This window comes from Streptomyces hyaluromycini (assembly GCF_002217755.1).
Lineage (GTDB): Bacteria > Actinomycetota > Actinomycetes > Streptomycetales > Streptomycetaceae > Streptomyces > Streptomyces hyaluromycini.
Genome location: NZ_BCFL01000028.1, coordinates 232,841 through 255,744, shown reverse-complemented (window position 1 = coordinate 255,744; position 22,904 = coordinate 232,841). Strand labels below are relative to the sequence as shown.

26 protein-coding genes and 1 pseudogene are annotated in these 22,904 nt (G+C 71.5%); 14 read left to right on the top strand and 13 right to left on the bottom strand.

Features of this window, described 5'->3' with window-relative positions; all coding sequences use genetic code 11:
* Positions 1-115 precede the first annotated feature (115 nt).
* The 5 genes from fabG to SSP29_RS38635 all read left to right on the top strand — a co-directional run bounded on the left by fabG (position 116) and on the right by SSP29_RS38635 (position 4,932).
* A complete protein-coding gene (fabG, locus tag SSP29_RS38655) occupies positions 116-877 on the top strand; it encodes a 3-oxoacyl-ACP reductase FabG (RefSeq protein ID WP_089105586.1) in 762 nt (253 codons plus the stop codon).
* Between the two features lie 31 nt (positions 878-908).
* The gene (locus SSP29_RS38650; protein ID WP_089105585.1) at positions 909-1,670 is read left to right on the top strand and encodes an SDR family oxidoreductase; all 762 of its coding nucleotides are present in this window, start codon (positions 909-911) and stop codon (positions 1,668-1,670) included.
* 211 nt (positions 1,671-1,881) lie between these two features.
* Positions 1,882-3,456, top strand: a complete 1,575-nt coding sequence (locus tag SSP29_RS38645) for an ABC transporter substrate-binding protein (protein WP_089105584.1) — start codon at positions 1,882-1,884, stop codon at positions 3,454-3,456.
* A gap of 93 nt (positions 3,457-3,549) precedes the next feature.
* Positions 3,550-4,236 carry a uracil-DNA glycosylase gene (ung, locus tag SSP29_RS38640; RefSeq protein WP_089105583.1) on the top strand — a complete coding sequence of 229 codons (687 nt, stop codon included), beginning with the start codon at positions 3,550-3,552 and terminating at the stop codon, positions 4,234-4,236.
* 195 nt (positions 4,237-4,431) lie between these two features.
* Entirely contained in the window at positions 4,432-4,932 is a 501-nt protein-coding gene (locus SSP29_RS38635; RefSeq protein WP_089105582.1) for a hypothetical protein, read from the top strand.
* Between the two features lie 45 nt (positions 4,933-4,977).
* Here the strand turns inward: SSP29_RS38635 and SSP29_RS38630 are convergent, their stop codons facing one another.
* Together SSP29_RS38630 and SSP29_RS38625 are read right to left on the bottom strand one after the other, a co-directional pair.
* On the bottom strand, positions 4,978-5,451 hold the full coding sequence (locus SSP29_RS38630; protein ID WP_089105581.1) for a hypothetical protein: 474 nt from the start codon (positions 5,449-5,451) through the stop codon (positions 4,978-4,980).
* A 112-nt stretch (positions 5,452-5,563) separates the two neighbouring features.
* On the bottom strand, positions 5,564-6,076 hold the full coding sequence (locus tag SSP29_RS38625; RefSeq protein ID WP_089105580.1) for a DinB family protein: 513 nt from the start codon (positions 6,074-6,076) through the stop codon (positions 5,564-5,566).
* Between the two features lie 98 nt (positions 6,077-6,174).
* Between SSP29_RS38625 and SSP29_RS38620 the strand changes: the two genes are divergently transcribed.
* Entirely contained in the window at positions 6,175-7,086 is a 912-nt protein-coding gene (locus tag SSP29_RS38620; protein WP_089105579.1) for a Gfo/Idh/MocA family protein, read from the top strand.
* Here SSP29_RS38620 and lnt read toward each other — a convergent pair.
* From lnt to SSP29_RS38605, 3 genes are all read right to left on the bottom strand, one after another.
* Positions 7,004-8,578, bottom strand: coding sequence for an apolipoprotein N-acyltransferase (gene lnt / locus SSP29_RS38615; protein WP_089105578.1), 1,575 nt, complete (start codon positions 8,576-8,578; stop codon positions 7,004-7,006). The two genes, SSP29_RS38620 and lnt, sit on opposite strands and share 83 nt — an antisense overlap.
* Positions 8,579-8,654: 76 nt before the next feature.
* Positions 8,655-9,140: a nuclear transport factor 2 family protein gene (locus SSP29_RS38610; RefSeq protein WP_089105577.1), complete on the bottom strand. Its 486-nt coding sequence runs from the start codon at positions 9,138-9,140 to the stop codon at positions 8,655-8,657.
* 199 nt (positions 9,141-9,339) lie between these two features.
* Entirely contained in the window at positions 9,340-10,653 is a 1,314-nt protein-coding gene (locus SSP29_RS38605; protein ID WP_107436323.1) for a vanadium-dependent haloperoxidase, read from the bottom strand.
* A gap of 201 nt (positions 10,654-10,854) precedes the next feature.
* Here SSP29_RS38605 and SSP29_RS38600 point away from each other — a divergent pair, with 201 nt between their 5' ends.
* Complete coding sequence (locus SSP29_RS38600; protein ID WP_150135721.1) at positions 10,855-11,214, top strand: TetR/AcrR family transcriptional regulator C-terminal domain-containing protein; 360 nt, start codon at positions 10,855-10,857, stop codon at positions 11,212-11,214.
* An 86-nt stretch (positions 11,215-11,300) separates the two neighbouring features.
* Here SSP29_RS38600 and SSP29_RS38595 read toward each other — a convergent pair whose 3' ends face one another.
* Together SSP29_RS38595 and SSP29_RS38590 are read right to left on the bottom strand one after the other, a co-directional pair.
* Positions 11,301-12,134 carry a transglutaminase-like domain-containing protein gene (locus SSP29_RS38595; protein WP_089105576.1) on the bottom strand — a complete coding sequence of 278 codons (834 nt, stop codon included), beginning with the start codon at positions 12,132-12,134 and terminating at the stop codon, positions 11,301-11,303.
* A 158-nt stretch (positions 12,135-12,292) separates the two neighbouring features.
* Positions 12,293-12,958 (bottom strand): NADPH-dependent F420 reductase, encoded by a 666-nt coding sequence (locus SSP29_RS38590; protein ID WP_089105575.1) that lies wholly within the window; start codon positions 12,956-12,958, stop codon positions 12,293-12,295.
* Positions 12,959-13,059: 101 nt separating this feature from the next.
* Between SSP29_RS38590 and SSP29_RS38585 the strand changes: the two genes are divergently transcribed.
* The 3 genes and pseudogenes from SSP29_RS38585 (at position 13,060) to SSP29_RS38575 (ending at position 14,545) form a co-directional block, all read left to right on the top strand.
* A complete protein-coding gene (locus SSP29_RS38585; RefSeq protein WP_089105670.1) occupies positions 13,060-13,437 on the top strand; it encodes a winged helix-turn-helix transcriptional regulator in 378 nt (125 codons plus the stop codon).
* Positions 13,438-13,444: 7 nt separating this feature from the next.
* Positions 13,445-13,771, top strand: a pseudogene (locus tag SSP29_RS57135) (DUF4291 family protein); the annotation flags it as partial.
* Between the two features lie 33 nt (positions 13,772-13,804).
* Positions 13,805-14,545: an SDR family oxidoreductase gene (locus SSP29_RS38575; RefSeq protein WP_089105574.1), complete on the top strand. Its 741-nt coding sequence runs from the start codon at positions 13,805-13,807 to the stop codon at positions 14,543-14,545.
* A 12-nt stretch (positions 14,546-14,557) separates the two neighbouring features.
* On the opposite strand, the gene SSP29_RS57130 is transcribed toward SSP29_RS38575, so the two are convergent.
* Both SSP29_RS57130 and SSP29_RS38565 read right to left on the bottom strand, forming a co-directional pair.
* Entirely contained in the window at positions 14,558-14,737 is a 180-nt protein-coding gene (locus SSP29_RS57130) for a hypothetical protein (RefSeq protein WP_089105573.1), read from the bottom strand.
* Between the two features lie 251 nt (positions 14,738-14,988).
* Positions 14,989-15,813 (bottom strand): helix-turn-helix domain-containing protein, encoded by an 825-nt coding sequence (locus tag SSP29_RS38565; protein ID WP_089105572.1) that lies wholly within the window; start codon positions 15,811-15,813, stop codon positions 14,989-14,991.
* Positions 15,814-15,945: 132 nt separating this feature from the next.
* On the opposite strand from SSP29_RS38565, the gene SSP29_RS38560 reads away from it, so the two are divergent.
* Complete coding sequence (locus SSP29_RS38560) at positions 15,946-16,653, top strand: alpha/beta fold hydrolase (RefSeq protein ID WP_089105571.1); 708 nt, start codon at positions 15,946-15,948, stop codon at positions 16,651-16,653.
* Between the two features lie 53 nt (positions 16,654-16,706).
* Complete coding sequence (locus tag SSP29_RS38555; protein ID WP_089105570.1) at positions 16,707-17,081, top strand: nuclear transport factor 2 family protein; 375 nt, start codon at positions 16,707-16,709, stop codon at positions 17,079-17,081.
* A gap of 129 nt (positions 17,082-17,210) precedes the next feature.
* On the opposite strand, the gene SSP29_RS38550 is transcribed toward SSP29_RS38555, so the two are convergent.
* A complete protein-coding gene (locus SSP29_RS38550; protein ID WP_089105569.1) occupies positions 17,211-18,086 on the bottom strand; it encodes an undecaprenyl-diphosphate phosphatase in 876 nt (291 codons plus the stop codon).
* A 321-nt stretch (positions 18,087-18,407) separates the two neighbouring features.
* Here SSP29_RS38550 and SSP29_RS38545 point away from each other — a divergent pair, with 321 nt between their 5' ends.
* Positions 18,408-19,565 (top strand): Gfo/Idh/MocA family protein, encoded by a 1,158-nt coding sequence (locus SSP29_RS38545; protein ID WP_089105669.1) that lies wholly within the window; start codon positions 18,408-18,410, stop codon positions 19,563-19,565.
* Positions 19,562-20,491, top strand: coding sequence for a DUF6807 domain-containing protein (locus tag SSP29_RS38540; RefSeq protein WP_089105568.1), 930 nt, complete (start codon positions 19,562-19,564; stop codon positions 20,489-20,491). The genes SSP29_RS38545 and SSP29_RS38540 overlap by 4 nt, the downstream gene beginning before the upstream one ends.
* 146 nt (positions 20,492-20,637) lie before the next feature.
* On the opposite strand, the gene SSP29_RS38535 is transcribed toward SSP29_RS38540, so the two are convergent.
* From SSP29_RS38535 to SSP29_RS58820, 3 genes are read right to left on the bottom strand one after another with little or no spacing between them, the layout of a single operon-like run.
* Complete coding sequence (locus tag SSP29_RS38535) at positions 20,638-21,861, bottom strand: DUF5667 domain-containing protein (protein WP_089105567.1); 1,224 nt, start codon at positions 21,859-21,861, stop codon at positions 20,638-20,640.
* Positions 21,858-22,418, bottom strand: a complete 561-nt coding sequence (locus tag SSP29_RS58825; protein ID WP_167450101.1) for an RNA polymerase sigma factor — start codon at positions 22,416-22,418, stop codon at positions 21,858-21,860. Before SSP29_RS58825 ends, SSP29_RS38535 begins: the two co-directional genes overlap by 4 nt.
* Entirely contained in the window at positions 22,415-22,756 is a 342-nt protein-coding gene (locus tag SSP29_RS58820) for a hypothetical protein (protein WP_167450100.1), read from the bottom strand. Before SSP29_RS58820 ends, SSP29_RS58825 begins: the two co-directional genes overlap by 4 nt.
* Positions 22,757-22,904: the final 148 nt, after the last annotated feature.

Below are 22,904 nucleotides of genomic sequence, written 5' to 3'. Positions count from 1 at the left end.
CGTTGACACCGCGTGCCAGGGCTTCTAGCGTCACGTCTGTCGAAGGTACTAAGCGGTCGCTCACTGTTCGGCCGGGTTCTCGATCAGGTGTTCTCAAGGGCGAGGAGAAACAGCAATGTCCAGCACTGAGCAGCGGGTGGCCGTCGTCACCGGTGCCGCGCGCGGTATCGGCGCCGCCACCGCCGTACGACTGGCCGCCGAGGGCCGCGCGGTGGCCGTGATCGATCTCGACGAGGCCGCCTGCAAGGACACCGTCGAGAAGATCACCGCGGCCGGCGGCAAGGCGATCGCGGTCGGCGCCGACGTCTCCGACGAGGCCCAGGTGGCCGCCGCGATCGCGCGGGTCGTCGAGGAGCTGGGCGCCCCGACCATCCTGGTCAACAACGCCGGCGTGCTCCGCGACAACCTGCTGTTCAAGATGTCCGCGTCGGACTGGGACACGGTCCTGAACGTGCACCTGCGCGGCTCCTTCCTGATGACCAAGGCCGTCCAGCAGCACATGGTCGAGGCCGGCTGGGGGCGCGTGGTCAACCTGTCCTCCTCCTCCGCGCTCGGCAACCGCGGCCAGGCCAACTACTCCGCCGCCAAGGCCGGTCTGCAGGGCTTCACCAAGACCCTCGCCATCGAGCTCGGCAAGTTCGGCATCACCGCCAACGCCGTCGCCCCCGGCTTCATCGCCACCGAGATGACCAAGGCCACCGCCGAGCGCGTCAAGATGGGCTTCGAGGAGTTCAAGGCCGCTGCCGCCACCCAGATCCCCGTGCAGCGCGTCGGCGAGCCCGAGGACATCGCCAACGCCATCGCCTTCTTCACGAACGAGGCCGCCGGCTTCGTCTCCGGCCAGGTGCTGTACGTGGCCGGCGGACCGCTCGACTAGAAGACCACCGGGGAACCTGAGGAACACCGACATGACTGAACTGCCCGAGCTGTCCGGCAAGGTCGCCGTCATCACCGGCGCGAGCCGCGGCATCGGCTACGGCGTCGCCGAGGCGCTGGTCGCCCGCGGCGACCGCGTCGCCATCACCGGCCGCAACGAGGACGCCCTCAAGGAGGCCGTCGAGAGCCTCGGCGCCGAGCGCGTCATCGGCATCGCAGGCAAGGCGCACGACCTGGCCCACCAGCGCGAGGTCGTCGAGCGCACCATGGCGGCCTTCGGCCGCGTCGACTACCTGGTCAACAACGCCGGTACCAACCCGGTGTTCGGCCCGATCGCCGACGTCGACCTGGACGTGGCCCGCAAGGTGTTCGAGACCAACGTGGTCTCGGCCCTCGGTTTCGCCCAGAAGACCTGGCACGCCTGGCAGAAGGACAACGGCGGCGCCATCGTCAACATCGCCTCCGTCGCCGGGCTGTCGGCCTCGCCGTTCATCGGCGCGTACGGCATCAGCAAGGCCGCGATGATCAACCTGACCCAGCAGCTGGCCCACGAGTTCGCCCCCGGCGTCCGGGTCAACGCGATCGCCCCCGCGGTCGTCAAGACCAAGTTCGCCGAGGCCCTGTACGAGGGCCGGGAGGCGGAGGCCTCCGCGGGCTACCCGCTCAAGCGGCTCGGCGTGCCCTCCGACATCGGCGGCGCCGCCGCGTTCCTCACCTCGGAGCAGTCCGACTGGATCACCGGCCAGACGCTCGTCGTCGACGGCGGCATCTTCCTGAACGCGGGCATGGCCTGACGGATCCTCGGGCGTCGTTTTCGTCACAGATATTTGCCACATGTGTGAGGAAAACGGCGCCCCGGCGGTCGTACAGGATTTGCACAGCCACATGACAACGTCGTCATAGCGCATTCGATCAACGCCCGTGTTTCCGGGGTGCTTCAAGGCGCGCAACGCTGCGGTATGGTCTGCCGCCGACCCCTGGTACGGCGGATCGAGGAGTGTGCGCGTGTTCAACCGGAACCGAGGTCTGCGAAGAGCTGCCGCGCTCGCGTCCATATCCCTGGTGGCCGGGTGCGGTGTGTTCTCCGGCAGTACGGGCAACAGCGGCCCGATCGTCGTCGGGACGACCAGCGCCCCCAGCACCCTCGACCCGGCGGGATCGTGGGACGGCTCCTGGGAGCTGTTCCGGAACGTCTACCAGACACTGCTCGCCTACCCCGACGGCGCCACCACCCCCCAGCCGGACGCCGCGCGCAACTGCGCCTTCACCGACTCCGGCGACCGCACCTACCGCTGCGAACTGCGCTCCGGCCTGAAGTTCGCCGACGGCGACAAGCTCGACGCCGAGGCCGTCAAGTACTCCATCGACCGGATCCGGAGCATCAACGCGCCCAGCGGCCCCGCCGGACTGCTCGGCAGCCTCGACCGGGTGCAGGCGATCGGCGAACGCGAGGTGGTCTTCCACCTCAACAAGGCCGACACCACCTTCCCGTTCGTCCTCGCCACCCCGGCCATGTCGATCGTCGACCCCGACGACTACCCCGCCCACGCGCTGCGCAAGGACGACTCCGTGCACGGCTCCGGGCCGTACACCCTCAAGTCCTACGACGAGGGCAAGCGGGCCGAGCTGGTCCGCAACGACACCTACCAGGGATTCGCCGACCGGCAGAACGACGCGGTGACCATCCGCTACTTCCAGGACTCGGCCACCATGGTCAAGGCCCTGCGGTCCGGGGACATCGACGTCACCTACCGCGGACTCGCCGCCTCCGACATCGTCGCCCTGGAGGCGCACCGCAGCACCGACCTGCAGCTCATCGACGGCAGCGGCACCGACATCAGCTACCTGGTGTTCAACCCCGCGGACCCGTGGGCCAAGCAGCCGGCCGTGCGCAAGGCCGTCGCCCAGCTCGTCGACCGCTCCGCGATCGCCCACACGGTCTACAAGGACACCGTCGACCCGCTGTACTCGATGGTCCCGGCGGGCCTGACCGGCCACGCCACCGACTTCTTCGACGACTACGGCGACCCCAGCACCTCCAAGGCCCGCAAGATCCTCGCCGACGCCGGCATCACCCGGCGCGTCCCGCTCACCTTCTGGTACACCACCGACCGCTACGGCTCCGAGACCGGCCAGATGTTCCAGGAGCTAAAGCAGCAGCTGGACGACTCCGGGCTGTTCACGATCACCCTCAGAAGCCGCCCCTGGAAGACCTATGTCGTCGGCTACCAGAAGGGCGAGTACCCGGTGTTCGGCCGCGGCTGGTTCCCGGACTTCCCCGACGCCGACAACTTCATCGCCCCCTTCGTCGGCGAGCAGAACGCCCTCGGCACGCCCTACGCGTCACCCGTGATCACCGGCAAGCTGCTGCCGGAGTCGCGCCGCGAGAGCAACCGCGGCGAGGTCGTCAAGGAGTTCGAGGAGGCGCAGCAGATCCTCGTCGACGACGCCCGGCTGATCCCGCTGTGGCAGGGGCGGCAGTACGTCGCGGCCAGCGACGACATCTCCGGCGGCGAACGGGCGCTCGACCCGTCGACGATCATGATGATGTGGGAGCTGCACCGCAAGACCAGCTGGTGAAACGGCCGTCCGGCACCGGTTGTCAGTGGTCGCCTGTAGGTTTTTCGGTATCAGCAGGATCTGCAAGTGACCGCAATTCGTGAGGACGTTGACGTGACCGACATCGCCATGCTGCCCGAGTCCTGGCGCGGGGTTCTGGGTGACGAGCTTCAGCAGCCCTACTTCAAGGAGCTGACCGAGTTCGTCGAGGAGGAGCGGGCGAAGGGCCCCGTCTATCCGCCGCGCGAGGAGGTCTTCGCCGCGCTGGAGGCGACGCCGTACGACCAGGTCAAGGTGTTCGTCCTCGGCCAGGACCCGTACCACGGCGAGGGCCAGGGCCACGGCCTGTGCTTCTCCGTCCGTCCCGGGGTGCGGATCCCGCCGTCCCTGCGGAACATCTACAAGGAGATGCACGAGGAGCTCGGCTGGGAGTCGGCGCCGGACAACGGCTATCTGATGCCGTGGGCCCGGCAGGGCGTGCTGCTGCTCAACGCGGTCCTCACGGTCCGCGCCGGTGAGGCCAACTCGCACAAGAACAAGGGCTGGGAGAAGTTCACGGACGCGGTGATCCGGGCCGTCGCCGAGCGGCCCGACCCGGCGGTCTTCGTCCTCTGGGGCGGCTACGCGCAGAAGAAGGCCAAGCTGATCGACGAGACCCGGCACGTGGTGATCCAGAGCGCGCACCCGTCCCCGCTCTCCGCCGCGAAGTTCTTCGGCACCCGCCCGTTCACCCAGATCAACGAGGCGGTCGCGGCCCAGGGGCACGAGCCGATCGACTGGCGGATTCCCGACCTGGGCTGAGCAAGTACAGAGGGCGCCTCGAAGCCGACCGGGGGCAACCCCTTAGGGGCGCGGGGCTGTGCCGATGTGCGGCTCCGCCGCGTTGGCGTGACCAGCCACCGCCGGCCCGCGGTCCCACGGCGCCGCCTGACGATGAAAACAGGCGGCGCCGTCTAGCGTCGGCAGCACACAACGGCTTACAGCCCGGAGGGCCCCGTGGCGGAGCGACAGGAGCGTACGGCGCCCGATGCCGTGCTCTCGCGGATCGGGCAGGTCGTGATGCTGCACCACGCCGGGGACCGTGAGGAGGCCCGCCGGCGCCTGCTCGACCTGTGGACGGAGATCGGCGAGCACGGCCAGCCGCTGCACCGCTGCACCCTGGCCCACTACCTGGCCGACACCCAGGACGACCCGTCCGACGAACTCGCCTGGGATCTGCGGGCGTTGTCGGCGGCGGACGAGGCGGAGGGAGCCGTGGGGCTGCGCGGCTTCTACCCCTCCCTGCATCTGAACCTCGCCGCCGACTACGTGAAGCTCGGCCGTACCGAGGCCGCCCGCAGCCACCTGCACCGGGCCCGCGGCGCGGCCGCCGCACTCGGCGACGACGGGTACGGCAACGGGGTCCGGGCCGCGATCACCCGCCTGGAGCTGCGACTCGGCGACGACGGCGGTCCGGGCGGCGAATCCTGGGGCCCGCCGCGACAGCGGCCGATGTAGGGCCCGGACCGGCCCAGGCACCCCGGTCCGTCCCCGGCCGGCGTCTCACCGCCCGTACGTCTGCTCGCAGATCCGGGCCTGCGGGCTGTCCGCGGTCCAGCCGCCGTACTGCTTGCCGAGGGCGCACACGTCCGGGGCCTTCGGGACGGAGCGGGAGAGGTCCGGGAGGTCGGCCTCCGATCGGTGCGACCGGTGTGCGGTGCGGGGGTGCGGGGTGGCGGCGCGCGGGGCCGCCGGGGGGCGCTGGCGGGCCGGCGGAGGAGGCGCCGGGGCGTGGGAGCCGGCCGGTGCGGACCGGTGGGCCGGACGGGACGGGCCGACCATCTCCAGGGCCTCCTTGGCCGGCGCCTGCACCACCCTCGGCTCGGCGCTGCCGTCCGGGCGGGGCACCGACGGCAGCGAGGGAGCCGTACCCGGAGGGGGGCCGGGCGCCGCCGGGCGCTGGACCGTCACACAGCCGGAGAGGGCCGAGACGGTCACGGTGACCAGGAGCGCTGCGGTGGTCGTCGTTCGATGCACCCGCGCAACTCTGCTGGGTCGGCGCGGAGGTTGACACCGTCGACGACACTTTGGTGCCCCGCACGGGTGATCTCGCGCCCCGTACGAGGGGCGGGTGGTTGCGATGCTGACGTCAGTCGCCGGTCGCGCCGTCGATCCGCTCCCGGATCAGGTCGGCGTGGCCGTTGTGCCGGGCGTACTCCTCGATCATGTGGGTGTGGATCCAGCGCAGGCTGATCCGCTCGCCGGTGCGGCGGTGGCGGCCCTTGGAGAGGTCGTCAAGACCGAGACCGGCCGCGGCCTGCCGGGCGGCCTCGATCTCGGCCTGCCAGGTCGCGTACGCCTCCTGCCAGGTGTCCGCCTCGGTGAGGTGGAACTCGCCGTCCGGGTCCGCGTCGCCGAAGTACAGCGGCGGCGCCTCCTCCTCGGCGAGGACCCTGCGGTACCAGGACCGCTCCACGTCGGCCATGTGGCGCACCAGCCCCATCAGGGACAGCGCGGACGGCTCCACCGCGGCGGTCCTGAGCTGGGCGTCGGTCAGCCCTTCGCACTTCACCGCGAGGGTCTGCCGGTGGAAGTCCAACCAGCCCTCCAGCATGGTGCGTTCGTCGGCGTCGAAGGCGGGCATACGGCGTTCGGTCGTCATACCCGGCATCCTGGCCCACTCCAGCCCGGCCCCACCACGGATTATCGGCCCGTATGCTTCCGCTCAGGCACGCACAGGCAACCGCTAGGGGAGCGTCAGTGAAGGTCGGCTGCATCGGACTCGGCGACATCGCGCAGAAGGCGTACCTGCCGGTGCTGGCCACGCAGCCGGGGCTCGAACTCCACCTGCAGACCCGCACCCCGGCCACCCTCGCCCGGGTCGCCGACAGCCTCCGCCTGCCCGCCGGCCACCGGCACGCGACCCTCGACGGCCTCCTCGCCCAGGATCTCGACGCCGCCTTCGTGCACGCGGCCACCGTCGCCCACCCCGAGATCGTCACCCGGCTCCTGGAGGCGGGCGTACCGACGTACGTCGACAAGCCCCTCGCTTACCGACTGGAAGACTCCGCGCGCCTTGTGACCCTGGCCGAGGCGCGGAACGTGTCGCTTTTCGTCGGCTTCAACCGGCGCCACGCCCCCGGCTACGTGCAGTGCGCCGACCACCCGCGCGAGCTGATCCTGATGCAGAAGAACCGCATCGGGCTGCCCGAGGAACCCCGCACGATGATCCTCGACGACTTCATCCACGTCGTCGACACCCTGCGCTTCCTCGCCCCCGGCCCGGTCGAGGACGTGACCGTCCGCGCCCGGGTCGCCGACGGCCTGCTGCACCACGTCGTCCTCCAGCTCGCCGGCGACGGCTTCACCGCGCTCGGCGTGATGAACAGGCTCAGCGGCTCGGCCGAGGAGATCCTGGAGGTCTCCGGGCAGGACACCAAGCGCCAGGTCCTGAACCTCGCCGAGGTGATCGACCACAAGGGGCAGCCGACGGTCCGGCGACGCGGCGACTGGGTGCCGGTCGCCCGGCAGCGCGGCATCGAACAGGCCGTCCTCGCCTTCCTCGACGCGGTCCGCGCCGGGAAGGTGCTCAGTGCCCGGGACGCACTGGCGACTCATGAACTGTGCGAGCAGGTGGTACGAGAGGTTCTGCGGCACCCCGGCGCAGCCTGACCGTCCGCAGCCCCTCGGCCAGGCAGTAGGCGGCCAGTACCAGCAGCGCGCCGTCCACCGGCCAGTCGCCGTACCGCACGAACGGGGTGACCCCGCGGGCGATCGGCACCTCGTAGACCCGGGCGGTGCTCGCGTCGGTGCCGAGCCAGGGGCCGATGCGCTCGCCGCCCGGGCCGTACACGGCGGAGACCCCGGTGAGCGTGGCGTGGACCATCGTGCGGCCGGTCTCGGCGGCCCGGAGCGCGGCCAGCGAGGCGTGCTGCTCGGGGGCCCAGCTGTCCTGGAAGGTGGAGGTCGACGACTGGCCGATCAGCACCTGCGCGCCGTCCTGGGCGAGATGCCGGCTCATGTCGGGGAACGCGGTCTCGAAGCAGATCATCGGGCCGACCCGCAGCCCGTGCCCGACGTTCATCACCACCTGCTCGGTGCCGCGCCGCCGGTCCTCGCCGGCCGCCTTGCCGACCGAGGTGGCCCAGCCGAGCAGGGAGCGGGCCGGTATGTACTCGCCGAACGGGACCAGGCGCATCTTGTCGTACCGCTCCGCGGTCGGGCCGCCGGCGCCGACCAGTATGGAGCTCTTGTAGATGCCGGGCCGGTCGGAGCGCCGGGCGTCGACGTTGACCAGGATGTCCGCGCCGGTCTCCCGGGAGAGGGCCGCGATCCGCCGCGCGAGATCGGGCCGGTCCCCGAGGTCGTACCCGACACTGCTCTCGCCCCAGACGATCAGGTCCGGATGCTGCCCGGACAGCTGCCGGGTCAGCTGCTCCTCCCTGTCGAACCGCCGGTCGCCGCTGTCGGTGCCGCCGACGATGCCGGGCTGTACGACGGCGATGCGGACGTGACCGTCGACGTCCGGGCGCGGCGACCACACCCAGGCCGCGGAGGTCGCGGCGGCCGTGGCCACCAGCGAGGCCACCGCGGGCACGCGTGCCTCCCGCACGGATATGAGCACGGCGACCGCGACGTTGACGGCCACCACCAGGAAGCTCAGCAGCCACACCCCGCCGACCGAGGCCAGCCGCAGCGCCGGCGTCACCTGCCACTGGGTCGCGCCGAGCATGCCCCACGGCCCGCCGAGCCCCTGCCAGGACCGCGCCAGCTCCACCATCAGCCAGCCCGACGGCAGCACCAGCACCGCGACCGCGGCCCGCCCCGACGACGGCACCCCGCCCAGCAGCCGGCGGGTCACCCAGCCCCAGGGCGCCCAGAGCACGCTCAGCAGTCCGGCGATCAGGAAGATGAAGACGCTCAGGCTCGGCAGCAGCCAGTGGTGCACGGCGACCATGAAGCCGAACCCGCCGCACCAGCCGTCGTACGCCGCCCGCCGCCCGGTCGGCGCCGAGCGGGCCAGCAGCAGCCAGGGGACCAGCGCGACATAGGCGAACCACCACAGCGACGGCGCCGGGAAGGCCAGCACCGGCAGGGCGCCCGCCAGCGCCCCGACGCAGGAACGCCGCCACGGGGAGGTGAGCCAGCGCTCGACGGTCCTCATCCATCGCCTCCTGCCTGCGGGTCCTTCCAGTGTGCGGGACCGGGTGGGACCTCCGACAGGGGGCATGGGAGCGGGCTCAGTCGGACACGGTCACAGCACGCGGGTCGGGCAGCCTGCGCCACTTCTCCTCGACGACCACCTGGCGCAGCCGCCAGCCGTCCCCGGTGCGCACGAAAGCGAAGGAGTAGCGGCCGCCGCACACGAAGTCCGGGGCGGTGGAGGCGCCGTCGCCGCCTGCGAAACGCATGGGGTTGACGTAGTCGGCCCGCACATGGGCGGTGTCGCCGGTGTCGTTGTCCAGGATCCCGAACGTCACCCGGCGGTTGACGATCAGATGCTGCCGCATCGAGAAGAGGGTCAGGTTCTCCGCGAGCCACTCGGCGACCTGCCCGGCATCGCCCTCGATCCCGCCGGCGGAGCGGTAGTCGGCCCGCCCGTCCGCCGCGAACAGCCTCCGGTACGCCGTCCAGTCACCGTCGTCGACGGCCGCCGCGTACTCGGTGACCATCTCGTCCACGGCCAGCCGGTCCATCACGGTCGCGAGCTCCACACGCTGCGTCATCGGCTCAGTGTTGGGCACGGGACGGGCAGAACCAAGGGGCACGGGCGATATTCGGTGGTGTTCGAACCGAACCACCCTCGACCCAGGGCATATGAACGGCCAGTCAGTCGAACAAGAATCCAGGTCCCGTATCCGCGCCCGCCACACGGACCCCACCACCACCGTTTACCAGCCCGCGAGTCCCTCGCGACTCTGTGGTTCAGCCGATGCCGTCGCCGCACTTCGGCTCGGCCGGCCTGTCCTGCCGGGCCGTTCGTGTCCGCGGGGACGGCTGGGTGCCGTTCTTGGCGACCGGCCGGAAGTAGTGGTCCAGCGCCCAGGCGGCCACCCGGGCGCCGGCCCGGCAGCCGGCCACGTCCGCCGTGCGGGAGTGGACGCCGCCCCACACACGGGCGTCGACGACGTCCCGGTCGAGGGCGTCGGCGGACCCGTAGAACCGCGTCGTGCCGGTGACCTGGGAGGGGACGTGGAGGTCGATGCGCGAGGTGCCGAGAACTCCGGTCAGGGCGCGTGCCACGGCACCGACGACGGTCGTGTGGCCGGCGACGTAGTCCGGGTGCGGCGGGGTGACGAGCAGCGGTTCCCAGGCCGGGTCCGCCGTCGTCGCGGGGTTGCCGTCGGTGTCGGCGAGGCGGATGGCGGTGATCGGCCGCCAGGAGCCGTAGTGGAGCTTGGCGTCCCATGCCGTGACGACGGCGTCGGTCGCCGACGCGTTGACCGCGGCGAACAGCCGGGCCGTCTCGACGATGCCGAGTCGGTGCCGGGCGGCGTGGTCTCGTACGGCTGTCTGGACCTGTTCGACCAGGTTGCCGCTGAAGAAGAGCGCGGTCTCGGTCTGCTGCGCGCTCCTGCCCGAGCCGGTCTTCGCGCCCATGGCCTTCAGCTCCTGGATGTCCTTGGCGTAGGCGGCCGAGGAGAGGGCGGGTGGTCCGCCGGGGCGGAACTGCTGCGGAGAGGCGAGCAGGAGGGGGCGGAGCCTGGCGAGCCAGGTGTCGATGAAGGGCTGGAACGCGGGCGGGGTGGGCCGCCAGACCCCCGGTGCCGGGGAGGCGGTGAACGGAACGTCCGCGAACCTTCCGTCTCCTTCCCGGAGTTCGATGATGCGGGCGGCGGCGCGCCTTCCGTAGTCAACGCCCCGGTCTCTGGCCTGACCGGCCGGCAGAGCGGCGAGCGAGTCCGCGTAGGCGGTGTCGAGCCGCTCCTCGAAGGCGGGGAAGCAGGTGAGCAGCACGTCGTGGGCCGCGGTGGCGGCGGCCGCCGCGGAGGATGCCTCGGCCGGACCGCGCTCGCGCCATTTGTAGAGGGTGTAGCCACCTTCGATGCCTACCACGGCGTTGTACACGGCGACGGAGACGAACCCCTCCCAGATCGCCGCCTGCCCGGAGGGGCGTGGGCCGAGGCTGGTCTTGATCGTGTCGGTGGCGACGGAGTTCCACTCGCGGACCACGGCTGCCGGGTCCGCCACGGTCCGGGTGCCCGCGTCGGACGGACTTGTCGCGGCGGTGAGCGTCACGAGGGCGGTGGCCGCGACGGCGCAGACGAATCCCCGGACACGTGAACGCGGAGGAACGGGAAGAGGGGGCTCTTGATACACGGCGTCCTCGCTTGAGTTGAGTGCCCAAGGCTTAGCAACGGCCTCCTTCACGATCAAGACAACTCGCCGCGAACCGGACAGGTCTGGGGTGCCCTCGCACGCCTCACCAGCCGGATCGCGGTGGGTGGCCTGGAGTGCTTCGAGGAGGCGATGTCCCTGTACAACCACGTGGCCCACAAGGAGGACCTGCCCACGCCGGGGGACGACTGGCGGCAGGCGATGCGGCAGCGGGCCTTCTCCACGCGCCACGCGCTGTCCCGTCACCGCTGGGCGATCGGACTGATGGAGTCACGGTCCGCCCCGGGGCCCGGCCACCCTGCGTCACCACGAAGCCGTTCTCCGCCCTGCCTGTGTCAGGGCGGGTTCTCCCTGACCGAGATCGCGACCGCTCACGTCGTGCGTCCCGGGTACGCCTACGGCGACGAGTTCGAATTCGGCCTGGACCTCATCCTCGACGGCCTCCAGCGGGCAGCGGGCTGACGAGCCGGTACGGAGCGGAGCGGGGGCGCGCCGTCTCGGCGTCACGACCTGACCGCCCAGGTGCTGAAGCGGTGAGCCGGGGCTGATCAGAGGCTGATCATGTGGCGGGGGACCGCGAGATCCTCGTTGGCGAACAGAGCGGTCAGGGCGGCCGGATCCTCGCCGAGGCAGGCCTCGGCGACCGTGTCGACGAGCTGGTCGTAGTCGGGGCCGGTCCTGCCCTCGTAGGCCTCGGTCATCAGGCCCCACTCGTCCCAGGGCAGCATCTCCAGCTTGCAGAGGGCCGCGAGGTCGCGGACGGCGTTGCCGCTGATCTCCGCGGGTCCCCAGGCGTGATCAGTGCCGAATACCCCGAACAGCTGTGGATCGATCAGCCCCTTGCGGTACTGGATCCACGCTTCGCCGCCGGTCAGGAACTCGCCCGGTGCGAGGTCCTCCGGGCGCTCGACGTAGCCGTGGCCCAGATGTTCCGTGTCGACGCGTATCCAGCGCCGTTCACCGGCGTTCCAGTACTCGGTGATCCAGTGGTCGAGGCCGCGTCCCGCCAGGAAGCAGGTGCCGAAGCCGCACCTGGCCCTGGCGGGGACGCCCCGTGCCCGCAGGATCGCGCAGGCGATGGTGGCGAAGTGGCGGCACGTGCCCACCACCCTTCTCTCCGGGGGCCGCGGGTGGTGCAGAGGGGAGGGGTCCAGCGCGGTCAGCGTGGCGACCAACTCGTTCACCGGCCGGATGTTCTTCTCCCCGAGCCGCTCTTCGGGAACGCCGAGCGCGGCGGCATCGGTCGGCTGGATGACCAGGCTCTGTACGACAGCACACATACCGACCGGGTCGGCCGGCAGGCCCTCGATGAGCCACAACTGGTCGGTGGCAAAGCGGGTGATCGGACCGGGCCGGGAGTGGTCGAGCGCGTCATCGGTCATGACCGGGGATCGTAGACGGCCCAGGCGAGCCCTGGTCCTTGGCCACGGCATCGAGCCGGGTGCCGGCCGCTGTGCAAGGGGGACGACACGACGCCGCCTTCCCACGTGACGACGTCGCCTGAAGGCGGTGTCCCAGGAGGTCTGCGAACGAGGCTTGACTACCTTTGTGAGCCGGCCAGTCCGTCGTCCGACGGGGCGTGAGGGATCGCGGAGCCGGGGACGAAGCCCGCGAAGGCCATGCCTATGACGAAACCCGCCACCTCCTCCAGCTGGCGAGCGCGATCCAGCGTCCCCGTAGTCGCCGGGACTCCGCCGACGTCACGGATCAGTTCGCCGACGACGCGCAGTGCCGCCGCATCGTCACCGCACATCGCCACCGTCACACGGGACCGGCCGTCACCGGACGGCCTCGTCCACTGGTCGGCGGGAAAGAGATGGAACGCCTTCACCACCCCGGCTCCGGGAGCAAGGCCGGCGATCCGCTGCGCCATCGACTCACCGGGTTCGACCAGCAGAGTGCCGACGCCGTGCGTGACGGCGTTCGTGGGATCCATCAACGGCATCCCCGCGAGCGCGCCGTCGGCGGCGCCCACCGATCCCAGCATGTCCTCGACGCCGTCCCAGGACACGGCGAGGAGCACCGCGTCGCACCCGGTGACCGCTTCACGCGGCGGGACAGCGAGCACTTCGTGGCGCAGACGCTCGGCGAGCCTCTCCGCCTTGACCTGTGACCGTCCGCCGATCGCCACCTCATGCCCCGCACGTGCCCAGCCCTCACCCAGGGCCGCCGCCAGTGTCCCCGTTCCCAGGATCCCGATACGCATCTGATCCGTGCCTTTCCCATAGCCGTCGGTCGGGTGATTACGGTAGGCACAGCGTTACGCACCAATCAGTGCGTGCCGGACACACGATGACGGGCGGCGAGATGACTGAAGACGACGCCCACCGCCACGAGTGGGTCGCCGACTGCTGGCTGCGCGCGGCCACCGATCTCTTCGCTCATACCTGGGATCCCGTTGTACTGGCGGCCCTTCGCCTGGGACCGCGCCGACGCCGCGAGCTGCGCGCTGCAATCGGAGGCATCAGCGACAAGGTGCTGACCGACTCTCTGCATCGTCTGCTCGCGGGCGGGCTGGTGGAGCGCCACGCACATGCCGAGGCGCCACCGCGTGTCGACTACGCGCTGACCGGCTTGGGACAGAGTCTGGTCGACGGTCCGATGACGGCACTTGGGCGCTGGGTGACCGAGCACGGCGATGAACTTCTCGAAGCGCAGGAGAGCGGTACGGCAGAAGGTCTGTGAGCGGGGCTTGACGTGGATCAAGCCATCCTGCGATTGGATGATGTACCGCCGCGGCTGGGGCGCCAGGGAGGGGCAGGAGGCGTCTTCGGGCTGCACGAGAAACAGGCCGCCTGGCAACGGGAGTTTGGGCGTGCGCCCGCGCGGGTGCAGTGGGATCCCGAGCGGGACCTGCACTTCAACGCGCTGCCGCACCGCTCCCGCCCATTGGGCCTCTCGGGTGAGGCCAGGTCCACGCGCTGTCCGGGCCGGTGAACTCGACGCGGTGGATGGGCTGTTGCCCGAGGAGGGGCCGTACCCCGTGGCCGACGGGATGCTTGCGCAGTTGCGGTCGTAAGATCGCTGTCCGGTCGGATCGAGGAGGTTGGCGATGGCACGTCCCGTCACGGTGGTCACCGGTGGCAGCCGGGGTATCGGCGCCGCGACCTGTCTGCGGCTCGCGGCCGACGGGCACGATGTGGTGATCGGTTACGTCCGGGACGCGGATGCCGCCGAGGCGGTCGCGGAGGGGGTGCGCAAGGGCGGGGCGCGGTGTGCCGTCGTCCGGGTGGACACGTCCGTGGAGGCCGATGTGGAGCGGCTGTTCGACACGGCTGAGCGGGAGCTGGGTGCCGTCACCGGGCTGGTGAACAACGCCGCGGTGACCGGGCCGTTCGGGCGGCTGGCCGACGCGGAGACCGCGGACCTGCGCCGGGTCGTGGAAGTCAACCTGCTGGGTACGCTGCTGTGTTCACGCCGGGCGGCCCGGCTGATGGGACCGCGCGGCAGCGGTGCGATCGTGAACGTGTCCTCGGCGGCGGCAACCCTCGGCAGCCCCGGCGAATACGTCCACTACGCGGCGACCAAGGCGGCCGTCGACGCCCTCACCGTGGGCCTCGCCAAGGAACTCGGCCCGGACGGCGTGCGGGTCAACGCGGTGGCGCCCGGTGTGATCGACACGGAGATCCACGCGGCGATGGGCGCCCCCGGCCGGGCCGGCCGGGTCGGTGCCACCACGCCGTTGGGCCGCGCCGGTGAGCCCGAGGAGATCGCCGCCGCGATCGCCTGGCTGCTGTCGACCGAGGCCTCCTATACGACGGGCACGGTGCTGCGGGTCTCCGGCGGCCGCTGACCCCTCAGCCGGTCAGGCCGCCTCGATGATCTGCTCGCGGATCGCCGCGGCCCACTCGACCACCAGCAGCTCGTACTCCGTCCGCTCCTGGGCCGACAGTGTTCCGCCCGCACGCAGCCACAGCGCGCGGATGTGCTCGTTGACCTCGGCAGCAGACCGCACGGAACCAGGGGTTCGGGAATCGGGGGACATACCGAACAGCGTAGGGGCAAGAACTGACCCTGCGCCACCGGGCCACTACGCAGACCGTATGGGGTTGGTCACGGGCGATACGGCGGACGGGCGGCCACGCCTTGGCATTTGCCAGGACGCCGGCCGTGACTCCGACCGGGCCGTACGCCCCTGTGCAGGCCTTCGTCCTCGCCGGAGCCGGTGCGGCGATCCCAAACCCCTTGAAAACAAAGGTAGTCGGGGGTTGGCCGAGATGCGGCGCCCGGCCGTCCTCACGCCGTCGGCAGCACCGAGGCGAGCAGCGCGAGCTTCTCGGCGCTGTCGCTGCCCGGGTCCGGGTGGTAGACGACGAGCGTCTGCCCCGCCGTGCCGCTGACGCTCAGCCGCTCCCGGTTCAGCCGCAGACGGCCGACCTGGGGGTGGTCGATGACCTTGGCCGCGCCGTCGCAGGACGCCACGTCGTGCCGGGCCCAGAGCCGGCTGAAGTGCGGGCTGGCGAGGGAGAGTTCGCCGACGAGCTCGATGACCCGGGGGTCGTCCGTGTCCGTCCCGACGGAGCTGCGGAAGCCGGCGACCATACCGGCACCGGCCTCCTCCCAGCCGGGGTGAAGGGCCTGCTCGGCGGGGTCGAGGAAGGTGTCCCGCAGCCGGTTGGCGCCGACCGAGAAGCGCGGTGACAGCGCCGTCGCCAGGGCGTTGACGGCGAGGACGTCGAAGTAGCGGCCCTCGACGAGGGCGGGGAGCGGCAGGGCGGCGACGAGCTGGGCGACGCCCAGCGAAGCGGTCTCCCGCCGGGCCCGGCGCCGGCGCCGGCGGGGCCGGCCGGCGCCGAGGCGGAGCAGATACGCCGTCGCGTCCTCGTCGAGCCGCAGGACGCGGGCGAGGGACTCCAGGACCTGTACGGAGGGGTTGCGGTCGCGGCCCTGCTCCAGGCGCAGGTAGTAGTCGGAGCTGATGCCGGCCAGCATCGCGACCTCCTCCCGGCGCAGGCCCGGCACCCGCCGTACCCCCAGCACGGGAATGCCGACCTGCTCCGGCGTGACCAGCTCGCGGCGGGCGCGCACGTAGGCGCCCAGCAGGTTCGGTTCGTCGGTCATCCCGCCACCGTAATGCGGTCCCCGTGCCCGTGCCTGGTCCTGTCACCCCCAGGATCACCGGGGCACTGCCCCGGCCGGAGCCGGGCCGCGAACGTGGCCGGTGACAGCGACTTGCAACGAAGGAGCACGATCATGTCGACCTATCTGCTGGTACATGGCGCCTGGCACAGCGGGGAGTGCTGGGAGCGGGTGGTTCCCCTGCTGGCGGCGGCCGGGCACCGGGTGTACGCGCCCTCTCTGACCGGTCAGGGCGAGAAGGCCCGTCTGCTCGGCCCGGACGTCGGCCTCGACACCCATGTGGCCGACGTCGTCGGGCTGATCAGGGACGAGGACCTCACCGACGTCGTCCTCGTCGGACACAGCTACGCGGGGCTGGTCGTCTCGTCGGCGGCCAACGAAGTCCCGGAACGCATAGGGCACTTGGTCTACCTCGACGCGATGGTCCCGGAGCACGGCGAGACCGCGGCCGACATCCAGCCCGTGACCCGGGCCCTGATCGACCGGGCCCTCGCGTCCGACAGCGGCTGGCGGGTCCCGCCGCTGCCCGAACTGCCGTCGCCCTACGGGCTGTTCGGGGTGACCGAGGCGGCGGACGTGGCGTGGCTGCGCAGCACGCTGTCCGACCAGTCGGTGCGCAGCTTCCAGCAGCCGGTGCGCCTGGACGATCCGGCCGTTCGCGCCGTCCCCCGGACCCACATCCACTGCGTGGCGAACGTCCCGGAGGGCGTCGTGCGCCGTCCGGTCCCCGAGACGGAGCAGGTGTGGGAGCTGCCCACCGGCCACGACTGCATGATCACCATGCCGGCCGAACTCGCGGATCTGCTGCTCAAGCTGGGCTGATCCCGAGCGGATATCCGCTGTCCGCGGCGACGGAGTGTCCGTAGGGTCGGCGTATGAGTGACGACGAGAACCATCGGGCGGTGCAGGCGGCCGTCGACGCGGAGCTGCGGCTTCTCGATCCCGAGGTGCGCGCCCGCCCGGACCTCGTCCTGGAACTGCTCGATCCGGACTTCACCGAGGTCGGGGTGTCCGGCCGCCGCTGGGACGCGACGTCGATCCTGACGGTGACCAGCGGCGGATCGGTGTCCCCCGAGTCACCGGTCGAGGTGACCGAGATGTCCGGGACCGTACTGGCCCCGGGCATCGTGCACCTGACCTACTGCGCCGACAACCAGGGCCGCCGGGCCTGGCGCAGCTCCCTGTGGCGCCTCACGGAGACGGGCTGGCGCATGTACTACCACCAGGGCACGCCGGCCGCCGACCGCTGAGCGCTCGGCCGGAAGCGCCGCGCTGTGCCGTCGTTCCTCCGCGGCGCCGTGGGGGCTCGGCGCGCCCACGCGGCGGTGGCCGCACATTCATTACAGCCCCGCGCCCCTTCGGGGCGCTGCTCGGCCTGCTCAGCTTGCCGACTCCGCCGCGTGCGGGCTGAGGACGTCCGCCGAGACCAGGGCGATGATGACGATGCCGAGGGCGATGCGGTACCAGACGAACGGCATGAAGCTCTTGTTGGAGATCCACTTCATGAACCACGCGATCACCGCATAGCCGGACGCGAACGCGATCACCGTGGCGAACAGGGTCGGGCCCCAGGCCACCTCGCCGTCGCCCACCGAGTCCTTGACCTCGAAGGCGCCGGAGGCCAGCACCGCCGGGATGGCGAGCAGGAAGGAGTAGCGGGCCGCCGCCTCGCGCCGGTAGCCCACGAACAGGCCGCCGCTGATGGTGGCACCGGAGCGGGAGACGCCGGGGATTAGGGCGCAGGCCTGGCAGAGGCCGTAGATCAGGCCGTCCTTGACCCCGAGGTTCTCCAGCGTCTTGCGCTGCTTGGGCGTCCGGTGCTTGCCGCCCGTCTCGTCGCGGGCGGCGAGCCGGTCGGCGACGCCGATGACTATGCCGACGACGATGAGCATGGTCGCGGTGATCCGGAGATCGCGGAACGGGCCCTCGATCTGGTCCTTGAGCGTCACGCCCAGCACACCGATCGGGATCGAGCCGACGATCACCAGCCAGCCCGTCTGGGCGTCGTGGTCGCGCCGCATCGCCTTGGTGTACAGCGACCGGAACCAGGCCGAGACGATCCGCCCGATGTCCTTGCGGAAGTAGATCAGCACCGCGGTCTCCGTGCCGATCTGGGTGATCGCGGTGAAGGCGGCTCCCGGGTCCTCCCAGCCGGAGAAGGCCGCGGTCAGCCGCAGATGCGCGCTGGAGGAGACGGGCAAGAACTCGGTCAGCCCCTGGACGAGGCCGAGGACCAGCGATTCAAACCAAGACATGAAGGTACGGCGTCCCAGGGGTGTGGAAGGGGCTGGCGGTGGTGTGGAAGGGGCTGGCGGTCGCGCGGGCGCACGTGCATCGGACGGGCGCACGTGATCACGCGCGTGCAACGGCAGCGTAGCGGGCCGCAGTGACAGCGAGGACACAGGGGGTTCGGCAGACGGACGGCCGGCCACGGGGTGTTGACCGGTCAAGGTGCCGCCGCTTACGTTTCTGCAGGAGAAAGCGCTTGCTCCCGCACGTCAGGGTGCGGGTGCGGCGCGACTCGGGCGGGAGTTCGCCCACCGCAGGTACACGCCCGAGGAGTGCTGATCACGTCCATGCCCCGCTCCCCCCGCTCGACACCCCCCTTCGCCGGGCGGCGCATCCGAGCCGCCGTCGTCGGCGCCGGCGCCATCGGGCGCGGCTCCCATCTGCCCGCCCTCGCCCGGCTGGCCGCGGAGGGTGAGACCGAGGTCGTCGCCGCCGTCGACATCGATGCCACCGCCGTCGAGGAGTTCTGCGCCGAGGCCGGCATCCCGCACGCCTACACCGACCTGGACCGGATGCTCGCCGAGCAGCGGCCCGACCTGGTGACCATCGGCACCCCGCCGACCCTGCACCGGGACCAGACGGTGGCCGCGCTGCGGGCCGGCGCCTGGGTGTGGTGCGAGAAGCCGCCGGTGCCGAGTCTCGCCGACTTCGACGCGGTCGAGGCGGAGGAGGGCACGGACGGCGGGCCGTACGCGTCCATCGTCTTCCAGCACCGGTTCGGCTCCGGGGCCGCCCATGTCCGGCGGCTGCTGGCCGAGGGGGCGCTGGGCCGTCCGCTGGTCGCCCACTGCCAGACCACCTGGTACCGGGACACCGCTTACTACGCGGTGCCCTGGCGGGGCCGCTGGGCGACCGAGGGCGGCGGTCCGGCGATGGGCCACGGCATCCATCAGACGGATCTGCTCCTCGACCTGCTCGGGCCGTGGGGCGAGGTGCGGGCGATGGCCGGCCGGCTGGTGCACGACGTGGAGACCGAGGACGTCTCCACCGCCCTGGTCCGGTTCGCGAACGGCGCCCTGGCCACCGTCGTGAACAGCGTGCTCAGCCCCGACGAGGTCAGCCGCATCCGCATCGACTGCGAGCGCGCGACGGTCGAACTGACCCATCTGTACGGGCACGGCAACGAGAACTGGCGCATCACCCCGGCCCCGGGCGTCCCCGCCGACGAGGCGGCGGTCTGGCGGGACTTCGGTCCCGACGTGCCCAGCTCGCACCTGGCCCAGCTGCGCGAACTGGTCGCCGCCATGCGGGCGGGGGAGCGGCCGCGCAGCAGCGGCGCGGACGGGCGCACCAGCCTGGAGCTGGTCACCGCGCTGTACAAGGCGGCGTTCACCGGCACGACCGTCCGCGCGGGCGAGATCGGTCCGGGTGATCCTTACTACACGGCCCTGCACGGCGGCGCCCCGGGCTGGGCGCCGGCCGAGCGCGAGGAGGTGTCCGCATGAGCGGCGAGCTGCGGATCACGCACACCCACGGCGACCGGATCACCGTGACCGAGCCGGTCACCGGGGTACAGCTCTTCTCGTACGTCTACCGGCCCGAGGCGGCCTGGGAGGCGCCGAGGCCCTACCTGCACCCGATCCGTACCCTCGCCGGGGACGTCGTCACCGACTACCGCCCCAACGACCACCGCTGGCACAAGGGCCTCTCCCTGACCGCCTCGCACCTGTCGGGCGCGAACCTGTGGGGCGGCAACTCCTATGTCCACGGCCAGGGTTACCTCGCCATCCCGGAGCGTGTCGGCTCGATGCGGCACGCCGGCTTCGACGAGCTGTCCTCGGCCGACGGCCGTCTGGTCGTCGCGGAGCGGCTGACCTGGCATCCGTACGACGGGACCCTGTGGGCGGAGGAGCGGCGCCGCGTCGAGGTCCACGACGTGGACCCCGGGGCGGGTTCCTGGGCGCTCACCTGGACCAGCGCGATCACCAACCGCCGTGCCGAACCGCTGCTGTTCGGCAGCCCGACCACGGCCGGGCGCGAACAGGCGGGCTACACCGGCCTGTTCTGGCGCGGCCCGCGCGCCTTCCGGGACGGCCGGATCATCGGCCCCGAGGGGGAGGGGCCGGAGCTCATGGGCTCCCGGTCCGCCTGGCTGGCCCTGTCCGGCGAGCACGACGGCGCCGACGGCCATGCCACCGTCGTCTTCGAACACGCCCCGGAGAACGACCACTCGGGCACCCACGGCAGCCACCCCGCCCACTGGTTCGTGCGCAACGACCCGTTCGCCGGCATCGCCCCCTCCTGGGCCTTCCACGACGAGCTGGAACTGGCCCCCGGCGACACCCTCCGGCGCCGCTACCGGGTCGTCATCGGCGACGGCGCCTGGGAGCGCGCGGACATCGCCAAATACCTGGAGTCGCATCCCTGGTGAGTGACGTGGCGGTCGTGTTCGCGGCGCCGCGGGGCGGTGTCGCGGTGTTGCCCCGGGTGTCTACGGCCGGACCGCCGCCGACGGCATGCGCGGCGGAACTCCCCATCTGCCGGGGTGGACCGTCGTCACGGTCAACCCCGGGCGGTTCAGGCGCCGGAGCCGCGCTCCCGGGCTGTTCGACCAGGTTCCCCGGACACGGCGGAGCGTCCCGGGGGATGCGCCGGGGAAGTGCCGGGCGTCGCGTCGACGTGCCGGTCGATGGTGTCGAAGAGAGCGGTGACCTCCCGGCTCACGTCAAAGAGCGCGGGTGGCAACTGGGCGCGCGCCACCGTCCAGGTCCGGCGGTGCTCCTGGGAAAAGGCCGACAGCGCCTCGATCGCCGCTTGCGCATCCTCCTCGCGAGCGGACTCGCCGGGAGCGATCAGGAGCAGACGCACTCCCTCGGAGGTGTCGTACCGCAAGCCGGTCACCGCCACCCGGAGCTCGGCCGTGCTCCGCGCGTCGGCAGCTGCGCCGTTCTGCCGGACCAGCAGGCCCTGCACTTCCAGCAGCCTGGTCGAGGCCTGGTCGAGGTAGGTCTGGCCGCGCTGGTCGTCACCGTCGGCCAGACAGTCGAGCTTGAAGTCCTCGATGCCGCGTTTGAGGCCGTACAGCGAGTCGCCGGGCAGGGCGTCGGAGCTGGCGGCGGCTACCCCGCCGAAGGCTCCGGCGGCCACGCCGACGCTCAGGCCGCCCGCGGTGAGTGCCTTGACGAGCCGGGAACGCGGCCGCAGCTTGCCCAGCGGGCCGGCCCGGTGTGCGCCCTTGGAACGGGGCGCACGCTGCTCGGGAACCGAAGCGTCCGCCGCCCCGCCCAGGGTGCCCTCCGCCGGCATGGCCTCCATCGCGGCCACCAACTGGGCCCGCTGGACGACTTTCACCTTCGGGTCGAGCTCCGGCTTGGGCAGCGCGGTGAGACCCGTCGCCAGGGCCAACAGCGCACCCTGCTCGGTCCGTTCGACTTCGGCGGCCGTGGGCCGAGCAGTCTCCGCCTGCGCCCGGTCATCCTCTTCGAGCGCCATGGCGAAGGCGGTCGCGCGGCGGTGCCTGGTGAGGGTGGCGAGACCTGCCCGCCTCCCCGGAGACACCGCGGCGGAGCCCTCGTGCCGGTACGGAGATGACATGGCCGTCGGCGGGGGCGCGGCGGCCGGCTCCGGGGCGGGGGAGAGTTGTGCGGCGGTCTCCCGCACCCACGCGAGCATGGCCGCCTGGGCCTCGGCGGTGAGCAGCGGGTGCTGCTCGTCCACATAGTCTGCCGCCACTTTGAATCGGTCGGTGATGGAGGGATCCGGGAAGAGACCGGGCTCGGCGTCATGGCTCTCGCTGGTCATCGCTCCTCCTTTCCCGTCCCACGCCCTGTCGCCGTGGTGCCGAAGAGCTTCTGCAACCGCCTGGCGGCCTCGGTCAGATGGGTCGTCACGGTGCTGCGGCGGATACCGAGCGCCTCGGCGATCAGAGAGTCCGGCTGGTCCAGCATCCACTTCATGACGGCTACTTGACGCATTTTCGGGGGCAGTTGCTGCAAGGCGGCGATGACATCGTCGTAGGCGATCTTTCCTTCGAGGGGATCGGGGGAGTCGACCTGGGACGTCCGGGAGGGCGTGAGCCTCTCCAGCAGCAGGGCGTTGCGAACCGAGGTTCGGTGGTGCCCTCTGATGCCGTTCCGCAATGTCTGGAACAGATAGGCTCCGGGGTTCGCGATCTCGTCCCAACGGGTGTAGGTCGACAGGAAGGCCTGGCTGACGATCTCGCGCACGTCGTGGTAGGGCATCGCGGGCTCCAGCGAGACGACGTACCGCACGGCCTTGGGCTGGTAGTCGGCGAAGAACGGTGCGAAATCCGCGTCGTATGCCCGCGCGGCCTCGTTGGCCGGAGGCTGCGAGGTCACTGGCCCCCGCCCGCTCCGCCGGTGCGGGAAGACCGCCCTGCCGCGGGGACGGCGGTGCACCTGCGGCGGCGGGGCCGGTGAGTGCGGGCCGCGGTCCGGGCCGCCATGGGACTCCGCTCCGGTTCGACACGCCGTTCGGGCAGCTGGAGTTCCCAGATCAGTACGGTGCCGCCACGCCCCCGGTGCTCTTCCCGGACGGTGCCGCCGGTCCGGGCGAGTTCCCGCAGGACGGAACGGTGAAGTCGTTCCCGGGAGCGGTCGCGGACCCACCTGGCGATCGTCCTGGCGTGGGCCAGCGTGCCGATCGCCAGGACCGCGCTCTGGGCGAGTTGGTGCACGAGTCGTGTCCTTCAGTACGTGAGGAGGTTTCAACCCTGACGTAGAGAAGAGGCGCCAAGCACCCGGAATGACGAGGCCGCCCCGGTCGCAAAAGTGACCGAGGTTTCACTCGATGACCGGCAGGGCCCCGAGCGGTTTCCGGCGGGC